Genomic DNA, 17,031 nt, shown 5'->3' on the forward strand with positions numbered 1-17,031 from the left:
CGTGCGCCAGCGGTCAGGGAAGCTTGGAGATTTCGCGCTTGAGCGCCTGGACATCAGCCTCGTAGCGGGCGATGTTGTCCTTGAGTTCGGCCATGCGGTCCAGATACTTCTGGTAGTTGCGCTCGTCACCACGCCGCTCGCTCTGGCCGCTGCTGAAGTCCCGCTGCGCGTTCGCCAGCCGTTCCTCGGCCTGACGCAACTCGGCCTGCAACACCTGGCGACGCTCGTCGTCACGTGCACGCTGCTGGCCGGCCTCGACACGACCATCACCACTGCGAGCCCCCTCCCCGGCGGGCGCCGCCGCCGCGCTGGTGCGCGGCTTGGGCGCCTGCAGGACGGTGATGGGCGTGCCTTCGATCGTGCGGCACCCCTTCTCGCTGGCTTCCTTGGCGGACAGCGCATCTGTGTAGAGCACCGGCGGGCCGGGGCAACGGTAGACCGTGCCCTGGGCTTGAGCACCCAGGCTGGCCAGAACGAACAACGGTGCCAGCAGTCGATTCAGCATGCGGGGATTGTGGCCCAGACACGGCAACAAAAAAGGGGCCGCGCGGGCGGCCCCTTTCCAGGGATGGCCAGGCAGCGGTGATGCTGCCCATCGCCATCACAGGGCGTAGTACATGTCGAACTCGACCGGGTGGGTCGCCATGCGGAAGCGGGTCACTTCCTGCATCTTCAGCTCGATGTAGGCATCGATGTAGGAATCCGTGAACACGCCACCCTTGGTCAGGAAGGCACGGTCCTTGTCCAGGTACTCCAGCGCCTGGTCGAGGCTGTGGCAGACGGTCGGGATCTTCGCGTCTTCCTCGGGCGGCAGATGGTAGAGGTCCTTGGTGGCGGCTTCGCCCGGGTGAATCTTGTTCTCCACGCCGTCCAGGCCAGCCATCAACAGCGCGCTAAAGGCCAGATAGGGGTTGGCAGAGGGATCCGGGAAGCGCGCCTCGACGCGGCGGCCCTTCGGGTTGGCCACGTAGGGGATGCGGATAGAGGCCGAGCGGTTCTTGGCAGAGTAGGCCAGCTTGACCGGGGCTTCGAAGCCGGGCACCAGGCGCTTGTAGCTGTTGGTGCCGGGGTTGGTGATGGCGTTCAGGGCGCGGGCGTGCTTGATGATCCCGCCGATGTAGTACAGCGCGAATTCGCTCAGACCGGCGTAGCCGTCGCCGGCGAACAGGTTCTTGCCGTCCTTCCACACGGACTGGTGCACGTGCATGCCGGAGCCGTTGTCACCGACCAGGGGCTTGGGCATGAAGGTCGCGGTCTTGCCGTAGGCATGGGCGACGTTTTGAACGATGTACTTCTGCAGCTGCGTCCAGTCCGCGCGCTGGACCAGCGAGCTGAACTTGGTGCCGATTTCCATCTGGCCTGCATTGGCCACTTCGTGGTGATGCACTTCGACCGGAATGCCCATCTGTTCAAGGATCAGGCACATCTCCGAACGCATGTCCTGGCCGCTGTCGACCGGCGGCACGGGGAAGTAGCCGCCCTTGACGGTGGGACGGTAGCCGCTGTTGCCGTGCTCGTATTCCTTGGAGGAGTTCCAGGCGCCTTCTTCCGATTCGATCTTGAAGAACGAGCCGGACATCTCGTTGCCCCAACGCACGCTGTCAAAGATGAAGAACTCGGGTTCCGGGCCGAAGTAGGCGGTGTCGCCCAGACCGGAGGCCTTCAGGTAGGCCTCGGCACGCTTGGCCAGCGAGCGGGGATCGCGCTCGTAGGCCTTGCCATCGGCAGGGTCGACGACGTCGCACGACAGGATCAGCGTCGGCTCTTCAAAGAAGGGGTCGATGTTGGCCGTGTTGGGATCGGGCATCAGCAGCATGTCCGAGGCCTCGATGCCCTTCCAGCCGGCGATCGAGGAGCCGTCGAAGGCGTGACCCGACGCGAACTTGTCTTCGTCAAAGTGCGAGACGGGCACGGAAACGTGCTGCTCCTTGCCACGGGTATCGGTGAAGCGGAAGTCGACGAACTTGACTTCGTTCTCCTTCACCATGTTCATCACGTCGGCGACGGTCTTGGCCATCAAAAGCTCCTAGCGGGATCGAGGGTGGATTGCCGCCGCCAGCACACGCGCGCCAGCGGCCACAGGGGATTCAAAGCAGGTTGCATGCCAGATGCACCGACATGGGTTGTCGCCCGCAACTGCGGACATTATGTGGCGCTGCCCGTGACGGTGCGAACACTATCGCACCATCTCGGTGCTTATTGATGCACCATGATGGATCACGCCCTGTTTCAGGGCGTCATAGGCCGGGGCAAGCAGTTCCGGGTGTCCCTTGACACCCAACTCGATGCATCGGCCCCAGCGCGGATGATCAACGCTGGGCAGGCTGAAGACTTTGATGCCGGCGAACTCGGCCTCGATGGCCTCCATAAGCGGTGTCAGGCTGGCTTCCATGGCGCCCTGCACGATCAGCGAGCGCTCCGTGACGCCGACCTGACGGTGCAACTGCGGGTAGCGATCCAATACCCAGGCCATCATTGGGTGCGCCATGACGGGAAAGCCGGGCACGAAGTGCACATGACCGACGCTGAAGCCTGGGATCTTGTTGTAGGGGTTGGGAACAAGGGCGGCGCCTTCTGGGAAGACGCCCATCTGGAAACGACGCAGCGTGTCCGGGTGGTCCGCATCGGCCATCACGCCCTGCTCTGCCGCCATCTGCTGCACACGCTGCCAGATCAGCTCGCGCGCATCAGGGTGCAGCGCGAGCGGCCGGCCCAGTGCGGCCGCGGCGGCCTGGCGGGTGTGGTCGTCGGGCGTGGCGCCGATGCCGCCGCAGCTGACCACGAGGTCGCCGCTGGCGAAGGCCTCGCGTAGCCGTGCCGTCAGCAGCTCCCGGTCATCGCCCAGGTACTGCGCCCATGCGAGCTGCATGCCACGCAGGGACAACAGCTCGATGAACTTGCCTAGATGCGAGTCCTGGCGCTTGGCCGAAAGGATCTCGTCGCCAATGATGAAGAGACCCACCTGCATGGTTCAGACTTCCATGACAACGGCCGACTCCGCCACCGGCTCAGCAGCGCGCCTGGCCTGCAGCGCGGCGAGCGCGTAATGCGTGAACCAGGCCGTGGAGAAGGCGAACACCAGCGTGTAAAGCCAGATCGCCAGCAGCACGACGAAGGGCGCGAGCACGATGGTCAGCGCACTGACGGCCCAGATCAGCGACGGCGCGGCGCCGAGATAGCCGCAGATGACGCCCATGGTCAGCATGGGGATGCGGTGCTCTCTCAGCAGCGTGCGGCGCTCGTCGGCCGAGGCGTGCTCGGCCAGCACGTCGAAGCCGAAGACGCGGTAGGCCAGCCAGCCCCAGATCAACGGCGGCAGCACCATGACCAGCGGCGGGATCAACCACAGAGGCATGGACAGAAGAATGAGCACCAGCGCGATCACCGTGGCGCCCAGCGAGGTCGCGATGCTCTGCAGCAGCGTACCGCCGCGCTTCCTCTCCAGCAGCGTGAAGCGCCGTTGCGCGACCAGGCCCACGATGGCAGGCGTCATGCACAAAGCCACCAGCAGCAGGCTCAGCACGACGACGACGGGCAGCACGCCGGCCAGCACCACCAGCGCCGATAGCGCGCTGCGAAAAGACTGCAGGCCCATGGTGTCCAGCCACTGCAGCAAACTCTCGATGAGCAGCCAGCTTTCCAGCGTCGCGCGCACACCGGCGACAGCGCCCTCCCAGAAGAAGTACATGAAGCCGAACACCAGTACACCGGCGATCAGTAGCGGCAGCAGCGACAGCGCGATCACGCGCGGGTGCAGGCAGTAGGCGGCGGCGCGCCAGAAAGAGTCGGCCAGACCTTGCATCAAGCGGGCTTTCGGAAAGAAGTGGCCAGCCGCCTCATCCCCAGCCACTGCTGGCGCCAGAAGCCGCGGCCGTAGTCGCGACCGCCCTCCTCAGGCAACTGGTCACGCACGCCGGTCGCATCGAAGCGGTTCTCGAAATTGGCCGTGCCGAACAGCATGTCCCACAGCGGCAGCAGCACGCCGAAGTTATGCCCGCCCAGCGTGCCACGGCCGCCGGATTCGTGGCCTATGCCAATGCTGTGGTGCAGACGGTGGAAGCGCGGGCTGATCAGTAGCCGCTCGCCGAATCGGCCGAAACTGATGCGGGCGTTCGCATGCTGCAGGCTTTCGTGCAGCTGGGTGACGACGACGATGGCGACGAATTGCCCCGGCTCGACGCCGATGAAGCGCGCCAGCAGCGCGAAGGCGGTGGCGAGGATGACGTCGTCGAGCAGGTGGACTCGGTTGTCGCTCCACATCGTCATCTGGCGCTGGCTGTGGTGCAGGCTGTGCAGGGCCCACCACCAGTTGAACTGGTGCTGTGCGCGGTGCAGCCAGTAGTTCACGAAGTCGAAGACGACGAGATAGAGCAGAAAGCTCACCCACGCGATGTCGGTCACACCGGGCCACACGGCGTCCAGTTGCCAGGTTGGCAGACCCGCCAGGCGCAGCTGGCCGGCGATGCCGTCCCACAGCGGCTGGACGCTAAAGAACATCACCAGCCGCACCAGGCCCAGGCGGTGGATCAGCGTGTAAAGAACATCGGTGCGCACGGCCGCACGGTCTGTCACTGGTTCGACCGGCCAGCGGCGCTCCAGCAGACCGATGCCCAGCAGGATGATGGCGATCTGCAACAAGCCCAGAAGCAGCCAGCCGGTCGCGTCGAAAGCATCCTCCAGAAGGTTGCCCAGCCCCATGCCAAAAACCAACGGCTGCACGACGGCCTCGTACAGGGCCAGCTGCAGGCTGTCAAAGGTGTTGGAAATCCAGTCGATCACGGCTTGGCGAACAACGGCGCGTAGCGGGGATGCTCGCGCAACGGTGCGAAGCATAGGCCGCGTTGCTCCAGACCGGTCAGCAGCGGCTCCAGCACCGCCGGCGCCCAGGGGTCTTGGCGCTCCCAGATGCCCAGGTGGGCCAGCAGGATGTCGCCCGGCCGGATGTCACGCAGCGCCTTCTCCAGCAACTGGGCGTTCGGATGGCTCTGGCTGGGCAGCTCGTCACCGAGGAAGCCCGCACGGCTCCAGCCCACGTGCGTGAAGCCGCAGGCCTTGGCCGCGTTCAGCAGCGCCGGTGACGTGCGCCCGGCCGGCGCACGGAAGATCGGCCCCAGTGGCTTGCCGGTCATTGCCGTGAAGCGCGTGCCGACCTTGTGCAGGCTCTCGCAGTACTGTTCGGCCGTTAGTTCGCGCACGACCGGAGGGTTGATGCCGGCCTGAGTGCGGAACTTGAAGCGGGTGACTTTGCTATCCACATCCGGCAGGTCCTGCAAGAAGACATCGTGGTCCCAGGTGTGGGCACCGAAGTCATGGCCCTCGGCGACCCGCTCGCGCCACCAAGGCGCCCAACTGTCGTCCAGTGTCGTGCCACCTGTCTTGGTCGGCTCGCTGGCAAGGAAGAAGGTGGCGCGCGCGTTGTGCTTTTTCAGCGTGTCGGCGATCAGCGGGGCCACACCCATGTGGCCGGTGTCGAAAGTGAGGTAGACCGGCTTCTCGCAAGCGGCCGATGCATGAACACAGGCCGTGGCCGCCGTTGCCACGAGCGCAAGGGACAACCACTTCATAGCCGGGGTTGATGGTCCAGCGTCCAGATGCCATGCGGCGATTTGCCCACCTTGACCTGGCGCACGACCTTACGCGTGACCGTGTCCACCTGCGTGAGCTTGCCGGCCCAGCGCGACGTGAACAGCAGCGTGCGGCCATCGGTCAGCAGCTCCATGTCGTCGGGGCCGGCCGGGCCGGGGAACTGGTCGACAACGGCAAGCGTCGTCAGGTCGATCTTGCTGATGGTGTTGGCCGCGCGGTTGCTGACCAGCACATGTCGCTTGTCGCCCCAAGCTCGGAAGGAATGGGCACCGTCGCCGGTCTGGATGCGCTTGGCCAGCCTGGGCGCTGCACCGCTGACGTCCCATACTTCGACGAAGCGGTCACCCGTCAGGCCCACCAGCAAGAAGCGGTCATCCGGCGACAGGTAGATGTCGGCCGGCATCTTGCCGACCGGCTGCTTCCATTTGACGGCCTGCGTCGCCAGGTCGATGGCCAGCAGCTCGTCGCTGTCCTGCAGGCTGACATAAAGCGTCGTGCTCTTGGTGTCGATGTTCAGATGGCTGGGCGTCCTGGGAGCCGGGATGCGCTTGACCAGTTGCAGCGGCTCGGCTGCCACGCTGCCCTGCCAGCGGTAGAGATCAACACGGTCCAGCCGGTTAGACGCGGTGACGAACCACTTCATGTCCGGGGAGAAACGCAGGTGGTAGGGGTCGGAGATGCCACGCACCACGCGCTGCACTTCGGCCGTGCGCGGGTCGATGAAGGTCAGCGAATCGCCCAGCGCATTCGCGACGATCAGCGACCTCTCGTCGGGTGACAGGTAAAGGTGGTGGGGCTCCTTGCCGGTGGGAATGCGCTTGACGACGGTAAAGCTGACCGGGTCGACGACTGCGATGTCTGCCGCCAGGGAATTGAGCACGAAGATCGGCGGACGCGTCGGCTGGGCCTGAGCCCCCAGTGCCACCAGCCATCCCAAGGCCAACGCCCAACTGCGCAACATTCCAGCACTCCAAGAAAAAGGGCGGCTCCATGCCGCCCTGACTGTCTCGGCTCTGAGTTTACCCGGGGGGGGGCTGCTCAGACTCTGCGCCAGGTCAAGCCGAACTCAGTCGTCATCGCCCCCCAGCACACCGCCCAGGAGGCCGCCGGCGGCGAAGCCGCCCAGCACCGAGCCCTCCTCTCTGCGGCCACCGTTCTGCGGCGCCGCGGCGAAGATGCGGGAGGCCAGGCGCGAGAACGGCAGGCTCTGCAGCCAGACCTCGCCGGGGCCGGTCAGCTTGGCCAGGAACAGCCCTTCTCCGCCGAACAGGGCCGTCTTGATCTTGCCCACATACTGGATCTCGAAGTCCACGCCGGGCGTGTATGCCACCACGCAACCCGTGTCCACCAACAGAGTCTGCCCCGGCTGCAGCGTGCGCCTCACCACCGTGCCACCGGCATGCACAAAGGCCAGGCCGTCGCCCTCGAGCTTCTGCATGATGAAGCCCTCGCCACCAAAGAAGCCGGTGGACAGCTTGCGCTGGAACGCGATGCCCAGCGACACGCCACGCGCGGCACACAGGAAGGCATCCTTCTGGCAGATCAGTGTGCCGCCGAGCGCCGCCAATTCCATGGGCAGGATCTTGCCCGGATAGGGCGCGGCGAACGCCACGCGCAGCTTGCTGCTCGCTTGGTTGGTGTAGATGGTCGTGAATAGCGACTCGCCGGTGACCAGCCGCTTGCCCGCGCCGAGCAACTTGCCAAAGAAGCCACCCTGGTTGGCCGAGCCATCGCCGAACACGGTGTCCATGCTGATGCCGGCGTCCATGAACATCATCGAGCCTGCCTCGCCGATGGCTGCCTCGCCGGGGTCGAGCTCAACCTCGACGAACTGCATCTCCGCGCCCTTGATCTCGTAGTCCACCACATCCATCGCCATGCAACCGCTCCTGTCAGGGAAAACGGGCCGCATGATAGCTACGGTGGGTTTAACGATCTTAAATTTCTCTATTGACAGAAATTTCCGTCGAAGTACGCTATCAATCATGGAACTCACTGACATCGGCCGCCGCTTCATCGTCCACTGGGGCGAGATGGGATCCAACTGGGGTGTGAATCGCAGCGTGGCGCAGATCCACGCGCTGCTCTACGCGCACGGCCAGCCTCTGCATGCAGAGGAGATCGCCGACACGCTGTCCCTGGCGCGCTCCAACGTCAGCAACAGCCTCAAGGAACTGCTGAACTGGCGATTGATCCGCGTGACCCATCTGCTGGGTGACCGGCGCGACTACTACGAAACGTCGGGCGACGTGTGGGAGCTGTTCCGCACCATCGTGCGCGAGCGCAAGGAGCGTGAGTTCGACCCGACCGTGGCACTTTTGCGCGAGTTGTCGGCCGATCCGCGGCTAGCCGCCGAGCCACCGGCGATGCAGGACCGGCTGCGCAGCACGCTGGACTTCATGCAGACGCTCGGCAGTTGGAGCGACGAGATGCTGCGGCTCACGCCTGCCACGCTGGAGAAGATCCTGCGGCTGGGTGCGCAGGTGCAGCGTTTCGTGCGGCCGGGTGACAGCAGTGAGCACGCGGTGACGGCCGCCGTCTTTCCGGCCACGCCGCCGATTCCTCCCATGGGATAGCACCGACGAAATGCGAGGCCCAGCCAACGGGCCTCTTTTTTTGCCAGCGATTTTCACTACAGACAGAAATAACTGCCATGAATGCAAACAAAAGCGTCCATACGGTCTACTACGACGGCGCCTGCCGGCTGTGCCGCGGCGAGATGGAGTTGCTGATGCAACGCAACGCCGCGGGCCTGCTGGCCTTCGTCGACATTGCCGCACCAGGCTTCGACCCCACGCTGCTCGGCCCGGATCTCGACGCGATGTCGAGCCTCATGCACGTCCGCACACCCAATGGCACCTGGCTCGTTGGCATCCCCGCCTTCGAGGTCATCTACGCCGCCACCGGCTTCACCCGCGTGGCACGTTGGCTGCGCAGGCCGTGGGTCGCCCGCTTCGCCGCCCGCGCCTATCCATGGGTCGTGCGCAACCGCTACCGGCTGCCCCATGCGCTGGTGCACGGCTTTCTGCGTGCGCAGGACCGCGCCCATCCCCTGCCCTGCACCGACGGCAGTTGCAGCCTGCGCTGAGGCACCTGCCCTTTCAACCCAAGGAGAGCACCATGTCGGAACTGAACTTCACCGTCACCCTCATCATCGCCATCGTCGGCCCCATCGTCGCGATCAGCTACCTTCGGCCCATCCTGATCCCCGTGCTGAACTCGATGTGCCCCGAGCCCTTGCCTGGCGCGGCCGGCGCGCAGTTCTGGGTGCGCAGTGCCTACGTGCTGGCCGTGGCAGGCACACTGGTGCTGGCCCTGGTGTTCGGCGAGTTCACCGGCGAGCCGCTGACTGCCATCCATCGCGCACTGCTGCTGACGGCGGCAGGCTGCTTCGTCAGCATCGCAACCATCGCGCAGCGTGTCTGGGCGCCCGTGCAGCGGCGCATGGTCGCCACCGAACACCCTGATGGCCGGCGCCTGGATTGAGCCATGAAGGTCCTCGTCATCGGTGCAGGCGGCTTCATCGGCCGCCACATCTGCGCGACGCTCGCCAAGGCCGGGCATGAGGCGGTGCGGGCCAGCTTGAGGCCCTTCACTGCCTGGGAACGTCCAGGAGCCTGGAAGCCCCTGCTGGCGGGCGTGGACGGTGCTGTCTACGCGGCGGGCTGCCTGCGCGACCAGGCCGGCAGCGCCCTCGATCTGCTGGACCTGCTGCACCACCGCGCTCCGTTCGCCCTGGCGCGCGCCTGCGACACCGAGGGCGTTGCTCGCCTCGTGCATTTCTCGGCGCTGTGCGGCGGAATCAGCGCCTATGCGCGCAGCAAGCATGCGGGAGAGGTCGCGCTTGCCGGACGCGCCTTCATCGTGCGGCCCAGCCTCGTTATCGGGCCAGGTGGCGTCAGCAGTCACATGCTGGAGCTCCTGAGCCGCCTGCCCTGGCTGCCCCTGCCTGCCAGCGTGGCGCGCTGCCGGGTACAGCCCATCCGCGCGCAAGACCTGGCCGCCGGCATCGTCGCCGCGCTCACCTCGCCCACGCCCGCCGCCTCGTGGACGGCCATGGGTCCCGAAGCCGCGACGGTGGCGGACTGGATCGCTCGTCGCCGTGCCGCACGCGGCAGCTCTCGCTCAACCGCTCACGGGCGCCTGGCTCGCCCACACCGCGGGTTGGCTGCTGACGACGCCGTGGTTGCTGCTATCCGTCGCGCTTTCCGTGCTGGCGGGCGGCTGCTTGCTGCCGGTGCTGTGGCTGCAATGCCGGATGGCTCGCGAAATCGAGGCCGCCCGCGCAAAGCGTCGGCAGCCAGGCGCTATGTACCGTCGCTGGCAGGTCGCATGGGAGCGCCTGGGAGCGCCTGGGCTACCCGGCCTTCGCGACCATGCTGGGGATGTGCTGCCTGATGGTGAACAAGCCTCCGCTGTGGGCCTGAGCCCGCTTGGACAGCGCGAGCATTGCGGCAAAAAAGCCGATCCCTTGCGGAATCGGCTTGGCAGGCGGGAGGTTCCGCAGGCGATCAACCCATGTGCAGGCCGCCGTTGCAGGAGAAGTCAGCACCGGTCGTGAAGCCGCTGTCGTCCCCGGCCAGCCAGGTGACGACAGAGCCGATCTCTTCCGGAGTGCCCAGGCGCTTCACCGGGATGGTCGCGACGATCTTGTCCAGGATCTCGGGCTTGATGGCCTTGACCATGTCGGTGCCGATGTAGCCGGGGCTCACGGTGTTGACCGTCACGCCCTTGCTTGCCAACTCCTGGGCCAACGCCATCGTGAAACCATGCATGCCGGCCTTGGCGGCCGAGTAGTTGGTCTGGCCGGCCTGTCCCTTCTCGCCGTTGACGGAGCTGATCTGGATGATGCGGCCCCAGCCCTTCTCGACCATGCCCGGCACGACCTGCTTGGTCACGTTGAACATGGAGTTCAGGTTGGTGTCGATGACGGCCTTCCAGTCCTCGGGCGTCATCTTCAGGAACATGCGGTCCTTGGTGATACCGGCGTTGTTGACGAGGACGTCTATGGCACCGTGTTCGCTGATGGCCTTGGTGAAAGCCTCCACCGTCGAGCCCCAGTCGGCCACGTTGCCGACCGAAGCGTGGAACGTGAAGCCCAGGGCCTTCTGCTCATCCAGCCACTTCTGGTAGTCGCGGCTGGGGCCGCAACCGGCGATGACCTTGAAGCCCGCCTTGGCCAGCTTCTGGCAGATGGCGGTGCCGATGCCGCCCATGCCGCCGGTCACGTAGGCAATCTTTTGGCTCATTGGATGTCTCCTGTCGTGGTGGGTGATAGTTTTCTCAGCGCTCGACGGTCAGGGCCACGCCCATGCCACCGCCGATGCACAGCGACGCGATGCCCTTCTTGGCGTCGCGCTTGACCATTTCATGCAGCAGCGTGACGAGCACGCGGCAGCCGCTAGCGCCGATGGGGTGGCCCAGCGCGATGGCGCCGCCGTTGACGTTGACCTTGCTGGTATCCCAACCCATCTCGTTGTGCACGGCGCAGGCCTGGGCCGCGAATGCCTCGTTGATCTCCAGCAGGTCCAGGTCGGAGGGCTTCCAACCGGCGCGCTCCAGCGCCTTGCGCGCAGCGGGAACCGGACCCATGCCCATGTAGGCCGGGTCCAGGCCGGCCGAGGCGTAGGAGGCGATGCGCGCCAACGGCGTCAGGCCCAGGGCCGCGGCCTTGGCGGCCGTCATGACCACCACACCGGCCGCGCCGTCATTCAGGCCCGAGGCATTGCCAGCGGTCACGCTGCCGGCCTTGTCGAAGGCGGGACGCAGGCCGGCCAGGGCCTCGGCGTTGGATTTGCGGTTGATGAACTCGTCGGCCGAGAAGACGATGGGGTCCCCCTTCTTCTGCGGGATCGTGAAGGGCACGATCTCGTCCTTGAAGCGGCCGGCGTCCTGGGCCGCAGCGGCCTTCTGCTGGCTGGCCAGAGCGAGTGCATCCTGCTGCTCGCGGGTGATGCCGTACTTCTTGGCGACGTTCTCGGCGGTGATGCCCATGTGGTACTGGTTGTACACGTCCCACAGGCCGTCAACGATCATGGTGTCGATCATCTTCCAGTCGCCCATGCGCTGGCCGTCACGCGAGTTGGGCAGCACGTGGGGGCTCAGGCTCATGCTCTCCTGGCCGCCGGCGATGATGATCTCGCTGTCGCCATCGCGGATGGCCTGCGCGGCAAGCATTACGGCCTTCAGGCCCGAACCGCAGACTTTGTTGATAGTCATGGCCGGCACCGCCTGGGGCAGGCCAGACTTGATGACGGCTTGTCGGGCCGGGTTCTGGCCCACGCCGGCCGTCAACACCTGGCCGAGGATGACCTCGCCGATCTGGTCACCCGCCAGGCCGGTGCGACGAAGCAGGTCCTGGATGACAGCGGAGCCCAGCTCGCTGGCGGGCGTCTTGGCGAGCGTGCCGCCGAACTTGCCGATGGCGGTACGGGCCGCGGCGACGATGACGATGTCTTGCTGACTCATGGTGAGGTCTCCTTCAGGCTTTGACTTTGACGTAGCGACCGGGCGCGGGCTCGATCGCCTTGAACTTGCGGCTGCCCGGCGCCTTGGGCGCGGGCTTGCGTGGGCCTGCATGCGAGGCCAGCCAGGCGGACCAGTCGGTCCACCAACTGCCCGGATGCTCGGTCGCGCTCTTCAGCCATGCCTCGGGGTCGGCGGGCAGCGCCGCGCTCCTGGCGATCCAGTGGCTGCGCTTGCCTTTGGCCGGCGGGTTGATGACACCCGCGATGTGGCCCGAGGCGCCCATGACGAAGCGCTTCTTGCCATTGAGGATCTGCGTGTTCCGGTAGGCGGCCTGCCAGGGCACGATGTGGTCCTCGCGGGAGCCGTAGACGTAGACCGGGGCCTCGATGGCACCCAGGTCCAGCGTCTCGCCGCAGACGGTCAGTCGGCCCGGCTGCTTCAGTTCGTTCTGCAGATAGGTGTGGCGCAGGTACCAGCAGTACATCGGCCCGGGCAGGTTGGTCGAGTCACCGTTCCAGTACAGCAGGTCGAAGGCCGGCGGCGCCTCGCCCTTGAGATAGTTGCCGACTACGTAGTTCCAGACCAGGTCGTTGGGGCGCAGGAAGCTGAAGGTCGTAGCCAGCTCCTGGCCATGCAACAGTTGCGGGCCCTGCGGCGCCTCGGCGCCCAACGTGGCTTCACGCAGCCGAACGGAAGCCTCGTCGACGAAAATGTCCAGGATGCCGTTGTCGGCAAAGTCCAGCAGCGTGGTCAGCAGAGTGAGGCTGGCTGCCGCCTGCTCGCCGCGGGCGGCCAGCACTGCGAGCGCCGTCGCGAGGATGGTGCCGCCTACACAGAAGCCCAGCGCGTTGATCTGCTCCTGACCGGAGATCTCCTGCACGACACGGATGGCCTGGACGGCCCCGTGCTCGATGTAATCGTCCCAGCCCAGGTGCTTGACCGAATCGTCAGGGTTGCGCCAGCTGACGACGAAGACGCGGTGCCCCTCGGAGACGGCATAGCGGATCAACGAGTTGTCCGGCTGCAGGTCGAGGATGTAGAACTTGTTGATGCAGGGCGGCACCAGCAGGAAGGGTCGGGCATGCACCGTCTTCGTCAGCGGCGCGTACTCGATGAGCTGGAACAGCTCATTCTCAAACACGATGCTGCCGGCCGTCGTCGCGACGTTCTTGCCTACCTCGAAGGCGCTTTCGTCGGTCTGCGACACATGGCCGCGTTGCACGTCGCCCCACAGATGCTGCAGGCCTCGGGCAAGAGTCTCGCCGTGGCTGTCCAGGGCCAGTTTCTGCGCCTCGGGGTTCAGGGCCAGGAAGTTGCTTGGCGAGGCTGCATCGACGAACTGCTGCACGGCGAAGCGAATGCGTGCCTTGGTCTTGTCGTCGGCCTCCACCTGCTCGGCCATCCTGCCCAGCGTGCGGCCATTGAGCAGGTAGAGCTGGGTCATGAAGCTGGCAGCCGGGCTGGCCCGCCATTCGGGCGCGGCGAAGCGGCGGTCGCCGACGGCCGGAGCCTCGCCCTGTCCCAGCGAGGCGTTCCACAGGGCCGTAGCCTGCTTCAGGTAGTCGGCCTGAAGTTCGGCCAGCGCCGTCGGCGAGATCTGCGGCAGATGCGCCATCTGCTGCATCAGCTCCGCGAAGGGCTGCGCCTCCATCCCGGGCGGCGCGTCGTTCTTCTTGCGAGTGGCCATGTCTTCCTCGGATCTCCCGCCGCGGCGGCGTTGTCTCGGTCCGTTGCAATAAGCTTGCCACATTCCGCCGAACCAGTTTTGTAACCGCAGGCGCTGACGCGCCAATGACACGAAGCCGCCATGTACCTCGTTGCGATCGCCTGGGCCTATGTGGCGCTGATGATGGCTGCCGCCGAAGCCACGAGCCCGCAGGGCACGCTGCTCGGCGCCTTCGTCACACTGATGCTCTACGGCGTCCTTCCCCTGGGCCTGTTGCTCTACATCCTCGGCACGCCAGGCCGCAAACGGCGCCGGCGCGCAGCCGAACTAGCGGCCGAATCCCCGTCCGAGGGCGATGCAGGCGGCCATACGGCCGCGAGGCCGACCGAGCGCCTCGCCCCGGAACGAGAAGAAGCGTGAATCATCGGTCAGCGTGCACCAGGCCCCGCCGCTGATTTGAGTGACATTGACCGAGGTCAATCGCTCCCGGGCCAGTGCACCCAGGTCGGCGCGCCAACGCGGCCCGGGGTTGGGACGGTAGAGGAAGCCCGGCTGGTCGTGCGCCAGCGGTTCACGACCGAAGGCCTGCACCACCTCAGGCCCCACCTCGAAGGCCTCGGGGCCGATGCAGGCGCCCAGCCAGGCCTTCACGTCGCGCGGCTCGCAGGCCGCGGCGGCGCAGAGTTCGGCCACCGTGTTCTCCAGCACACCGGCCGCCAGGCCGCGCCAGCCCGCGTGCGCACCTGCCACGCCGCCGGGCGCGCTGAACAACACGGGCAGACAATCGGCGACGAGGATGGCCACGGCAAGGTTCGGGTCGGTCGACACCGCCGCGTCCGCTCGCGGGGCGTTGTCGTCATGCCAATCGGCAAGCAGGCGAACGACGTCGGCGCCATGGACCTGGTCGAGGAAGATGGGCCGCGCGCCCAGCAGCTCAGCCAGCCCCGCACGGTTCTCCCGCACCTGTCCGGGATCACCCGCCTTGCGGCCGAAGTTGAGACCGCGCGTCGTCATGAAGGCCGTCACGCCCGGCCCCAGCTCGTCGCGGCCGGGTCGCAGCCAGCCCGCGTCAGGCTGCATCGGGGCAAACGCTGGGATGCGTGTTCGCGAACGCCGGGTGGGCCAGGCAGGCAGCATTCACGCGCATCACCGTGGGGTAATCCTCCAGCGGACATTCGAAGCGCTGGGCGTTGTAGACCTGAGGCACCAGCAGGCAATCGGCCAAACCCGGAGCGTCGCCGAAGCTGAACCGCCCGGCTGTCCTTGCCAGCCGCTGCTCGACGACGGCCAGGCCCGTCGCGACCCAATGGCGGTACCAGCGGTCCACCGTCTCCTGCTCCTGGCCGAGGTCGTTCTTCAGGTAGCGCAGCACGCGCAGGTTGTTGATGGGGTGGATGTCGCAGCCGATGTCCTGGGCCAGCGCCCTCACTTGCGCCCGCTCGACCGCGTCGCGCGGCAACAGCGGCGGCTCCGGGTGGGTCTCGTCCAGGTACTCGAGGATGGCCATGGACTGGCTCAGCCAGCGTCCGTCGTCCAACACCAGAGCGGGCACCAGATGCGACACCTGCTGGTTGGCGAAGGGCTCGGCGAACTGCTCGTTCTTCTGCAGATGGATGGACGCGTAGTCGTAGTCCAGGCCCTTGAGCGCGAGGCCAATCCGCACGCGCCAGGAGGCCGAGGAACGGAAGTAGTTGTAGAGCTTCATGGCCTGCGATTTTGCGCCTCTAAACTGGCCCCATGCCCTTCCCGATCCGCTTCAAGCACTGCCCCAACTGCGGCGCCGCCGTGGACTACCGCATTCCCGCGGACGACAACCGCGAGCGCGCCGTCTGCCCGGCCTGCGCGAGCATCCACTACCAGAACCCGCTGAACGTGGTGGGCACACTGCCGGTGCTGGAGGAAGATGGCCGCGTGCTGCTGTGCCGCCGCGCCATCGAGCCGCGCCACGGCCTGTGGACGCTGCCGGCCGGCTTCATGGAGCTGGGGGAGACGACGGCGCAAGGCGCGCTGCGCGAAACGCAGGAGGAGGCCGGCGCGCAGATCGAACTGCTGCCGCTCTACAGCCTCCTCAACGTCGTCAAGGTCGGACAAGTGCATCTGTTCTACCGTGCGCGACTCCTTTCCAGCCGCTTCGAGCCTGGGCCCGAATCACTGGAGGCGCGCCTGTTCGCCGAGGAGGAGGTGCCCTGGGACAGCATCGCCTTCCGGACAACGCGCGAGACACTGGCCCGCTTTTTCGATGACCGTCGTGCCGGCAGACCCTTCGAGCTCTTCAGCATGGATCTGCAATGAGTCATTCGAAGGTCTTGCCGGTCGTCGCGCTGATCATCAAGCCCTGCCACCTGAGCCCCGAGCAGCGCCAGTTGCCCTAGGCCAGGTGGAACGAGATCTTCGGCCCCGCCTATCGCTCGCCGCACGGATCATCATGTCGACGACGGCCGTGACGCTCGTGGCGCTAAAACTTGCGCCCTGAGGTCGACATTCCCTGATCGGGGACGCATCATCGACGGCATCCGTCGACGGGAGTGGAACGGGCATGACGACGCGACGTGTGTGGTGCAAGGCCGGACTGGGCTGGATGGCCGGCCTTGGGCTGGTGCGGCCGGCCCGAGCGACGCCGCTGCGCGCTGTCGGCTCGCAGTTCGCACGCATCTTCGAGGGCGCCGAAGGCCAGGCTCCGAGGGGCCTGGCGGTGGACCTCCTGGGCCAGCTCTTCGGCGACGGCGTGCGCTGCGAATGGGTGCCCTGGTCGCGCGCGCAACTGATGCTTGAGCAGGGCGAAGCCGATATCCTCATCGGCCCCTACCGCACACCCGAACGCGAGGCCCGCATGCTGTTCAGCGTGAGAGCCTTCTACTCGGACGCCATGGTGTGGTACGCGCGCCGTGGCGAAGAGACACGCTGGACAGGCGAATTCGCCGAACTGGCACAGACGCCTGTGGCTGCTGTGCGCGGCTGGGCCTATGGCAGCCGCTTCGAGCGCATGAAGACCTCCTTGAACCAACTGACCTGGGTGCAAAACGTCGACGCCGGCCTGCAGATGCTGACCAAGCGTCGGGTCGAACTCTTCGCAGCCAATGACCGGAACTGTCTGCCCGTGCTGCAACGCCTGCATGTGGCCGACGCCGTTGCACGCTGTTCGCCGCCACTGGATGTGCTGCACGGCCACATGGCCTTCGCGCGCAGCGCCGCGGGCGAGTCGCTGTCGCAGCGCTACGACCAGGCCTTCGAGCAGTGGCTGCGCACCGCTCCGGCGGGCGACCTCTATCGCCGCTGGGGCGTGGACAGGCCCGTCACGGCGCTGTAGGGTT

General features: G+C 66.3%; 20 protein-coding genes and 1 pseudogene. 8 read left to right on the forward strand and 13 right to left on the reverse strand.

The features are described 5' to 3' along the window. Positions 1-13: 13 nt before the first annotated feature. From QM732_RS15825 to QM732_RS15860, 8 genes are all read right to left on the reverse strand, one after another. On the reverse strand, positions 14-505 hold the full coding sequence (locus QM732_RS15825) for a hypothetical protein (protein WP_415657065.1): 492 nt from the start codon (positions 503-505) through the stop codon (positions 14-16). A gap of 96 nt (positions 506-601) precedes the next feature. Next, positions 602-2,017: a type I glutamate--ammonia ligase gene (gene glnA, locus QM732_RS15830; protein WP_415657066.1), complete on the reverse strand. Its 1,416-nt coding sequence runs from the start codon at positions 2,015-2,017 to the stop codon at positions 602-604. 159 nt (positions 2,018-2,176) lie between these two features. After that, positions 2,177-2,968, reverse strand: coding sequence for a competence/damage-inducible protein A (locus QM732_RS15835; RefSeq protein ID WP_415657067.1), 792 nt, complete (start codon positions 2,966-2,968; stop codon positions 2,177-2,179). A gap of 3 nt (positions 2,969-2,971) precedes the next feature. After that, positions 2,972-3,802, reverse strand: a complete 831-nt coding sequence (locus tag QM732_RS15840) for an EI24 domain-containing protein (protein ID WP_415659396.1) — start codon at positions 3,800-3,802, stop codon at positions 2,972-2,974. Further along, positions 3,802-4,833 (reverse strand): sterol desaturase family protein, encoded by a 1,032-nt coding sequence (locus QM732_RS15845; RefSeq protein ID WP_415657068.1) that lies wholly within the window; start codon positions 4,831-4,833, stop codon positions 3,802-3,804. The genes QM732_RS15840 and QM732_RS15845 overlap by 1 nt, the downstream gene beginning before the upstream one ends. Further along, positions 4,776-5,564 (reverse strand): polysaccharide deacetylase family protein, encoded by a 789-nt coding sequence (locus QM732_RS15850; protein ID WP_415657069.1) that lies wholly within the window; start codon positions 5,562-5,564, stop codon positions 4,776-4,778. Before QM732_RS15850 ends, QM732_RS15845 begins: the two co-directional genes overlap by 58 nt. Further along, entirely contained in the window at positions 5,561-6,547 is a 987-nt protein-coding gene (locus QM732_RS15855; RefSeq protein WP_415657070.1) for a YncE family protein, read from the reverse strand. Before QM732_RS15855 ends, QM732_RS15850 begins: the two co-directional genes overlap by 4 nt. A gap of 105 nt (positions 6,548-6,652) precedes the next feature. Continuing rightward, positions 6,653-7,465: a TIGR00266 family protein gene (locus QM732_RS15860; protein WP_415657071.1), complete on the reverse strand. Its 813-nt coding sequence runs from the start codon at positions 7,463-7,465 to the stop codon at positions 6,653-6,655. A 106-nt stretch (positions 7,466-7,571) separates the two neighbouring features. On the opposite strand from QM732_RS15860, the gene QM732_RS15865 reads away from it, so the two are divergent. From QM732_RS15865 to QM732_RS15885, 5 genes and pseudogenes are all read left to right on the forward strand, one after another. Beyond that, positions 7,572-8,162 carry a GbsR/MarR family transcriptional regulator gene (locus tag QM732_RS15865; protein ID WP_415657072.1) on the forward strand — a complete coding sequence of 197 codons (591 nt, stop codon included), beginning with the start codon at positions 7,572-7,574 and terminating at the stop codon, positions 8,160-8,162. A gap of 77 nt (positions 8,163-8,239) precedes the next feature. Beyond that, positions 8,240-8,674, forward strand: a complete 435-nt coding sequence (locus tag QM732_RS15870; protein ID WP_415657073.1) for a thiol-disulfide oxidoreductase DCC family protein — start codon at positions 8,240-8,242, stop codon at positions 8,672-8,674. A 32-nt stretch (positions 8,675-8,706) separates the two neighbouring features. Continuing rightward, positions 8,707-9,072, forward strand: a complete 366-nt coding sequence (locus QM732_RS15875) for a hypothetical protein (protein ID WP_415657074.1) — start codon at positions 8,707-8,709, stop codon at positions 9,070-9,072. A 3-nt stretch (positions 9,073-9,075) separates the two neighbouring features. After that, positions 9,076-9,495: pseudogene (locus QM732_RS15880) on the forward strand (NAD-dependent epimerase/dehydratase family protein); the annotation flags it as partial. A 193-nt stretch (positions 9,496-9,688) separates the two neighbouring features. After that, positions 9,689-10,147, forward strand: coding sequence for a DUF2269 family protein (locus QM732_RS15885; protein WP_415659397.1), 459 nt, complete (start codon positions 9,689-9,691; stop codon positions 10,145-10,147). Here QM732_RS15885 and phbB read toward each other — a convergent pair. Genes phbB through phaC form a run of 3 tightly spaced genes read right to left on the reverse strand, consistent with a single transcriptional unit; the run spans position 10,098 to position 13,741 of the window. After that, positions 10,098-10,835, reverse strand: coding sequence for an acetoacetyl-CoA reductase (phbB, locus tag QM732_RS15890; RefSeq protein WP_415657075.1), 738 nt, complete (start codon positions 10,833-10,835; stop codon positions 10,098-10,100). The genes QM732_RS15885 and phbB overlap by 50 nt on opposite strands. 34 nt (positions 10,836-10,869) lie before the next feature. Further along, positions 10,870-12,054 carry an acetyl-CoA C-acetyltransferase gene (locus QM732_RS15895; protein WP_415657076.1) on the reverse strand — a complete coding sequence of 395 codons (1,185 nt, stop codon included), beginning with the start codon at positions 12,052-12,054 and terminating at the stop codon, positions 10,870-10,872. Positions 12,055-12,067: 13 nt separating this feature from the next. Beyond that, on the reverse strand, positions 12,068-13,741 hold the full coding sequence (phaC, locus tag QM732_RS15900) for a class I poly(R)-hydroxyalkanoic acid synthase (protein ID WP_415657077.1): 1,674 nt from the start codon (positions 13,739-13,741) through the stop codon (positions 12,068-12,070). Positions 13,742-13,861: 120 nt separating this feature from the next. On the opposite strand from phaC, the gene QM732_RS15905 reads away from it, so the two are divergent. Continuing rightward, a complete protein-coding gene (locus QM732_RS15905; RefSeq protein ID WP_415657078.1) occupies positions 13,862-14,140 on the forward strand; it encodes a hypothetical protein in 279 nt (92 codons plus the stop codon). Here QM732_RS15905 and pgeF read toward each other — a convergent pair. Further along, a complete protein-coding gene (pgeF, locus tag QM732_RS15910) occupies positions 14,048-14,800 on the reverse strand; it encodes a peptidoglycan editing factor PgeF (RefSeq protein ID WP_415657079.1) in 753 nt (250 codons plus the stop codon). The genes QM732_RS15905 and pgeF overlap by 93 nt on opposite strands. Next, entirely contained in the window at positions 14,790-15,425 is a 636-nt protein-coding gene (maiA, locus tag QM732_RS15915) for a maleylacetoacetate isomerase (protein WP_415657080.1), read from the reverse strand. Before maiA ends, pgeF begins: the two co-directional genes overlap by 11 nt. A gap of 32 nt (positions 15,426-15,457) precedes the next feature. Between maiA and QM732_RS15920 the strand changes: the two genes are divergently transcribed. Together QM732_RS15920 and QM732_RS15925 are read left to right on the forward strand one after the other, a co-directional pair. Further along, a complete protein-coding gene (locus QM732_RS15920; RefSeq protein WP_415657081.1) occupies positions 15,458-16,012 on the forward strand; it encodes an NUDIX hydrolase in 555 nt (184 codons plus the stop codon). Positions 16,013-16,256: 244 nt separating this feature from the next. Next, positions 16,257-17,027, forward strand: coding sequence for a substrate-binding periplasmic protein (locus tag QM732_RS15925; protein ID WP_415657082.1), 771 nt, complete (start codon positions 16,257-16,259; stop codon positions 17,025-17,027). Positions 17,028-17,031: the final 4 nt, after the last annotated feature.

Origin of the sequence: Roseateles sp. (genome assembly GCF_047654805.1) — a bacterium.
Classification (GTDB): domain Bacteria; phylum Pseudomonadota; class Gammaproteobacteria; order Burkholderiales; family Burkholderiaceae_C; genus Pelomonas.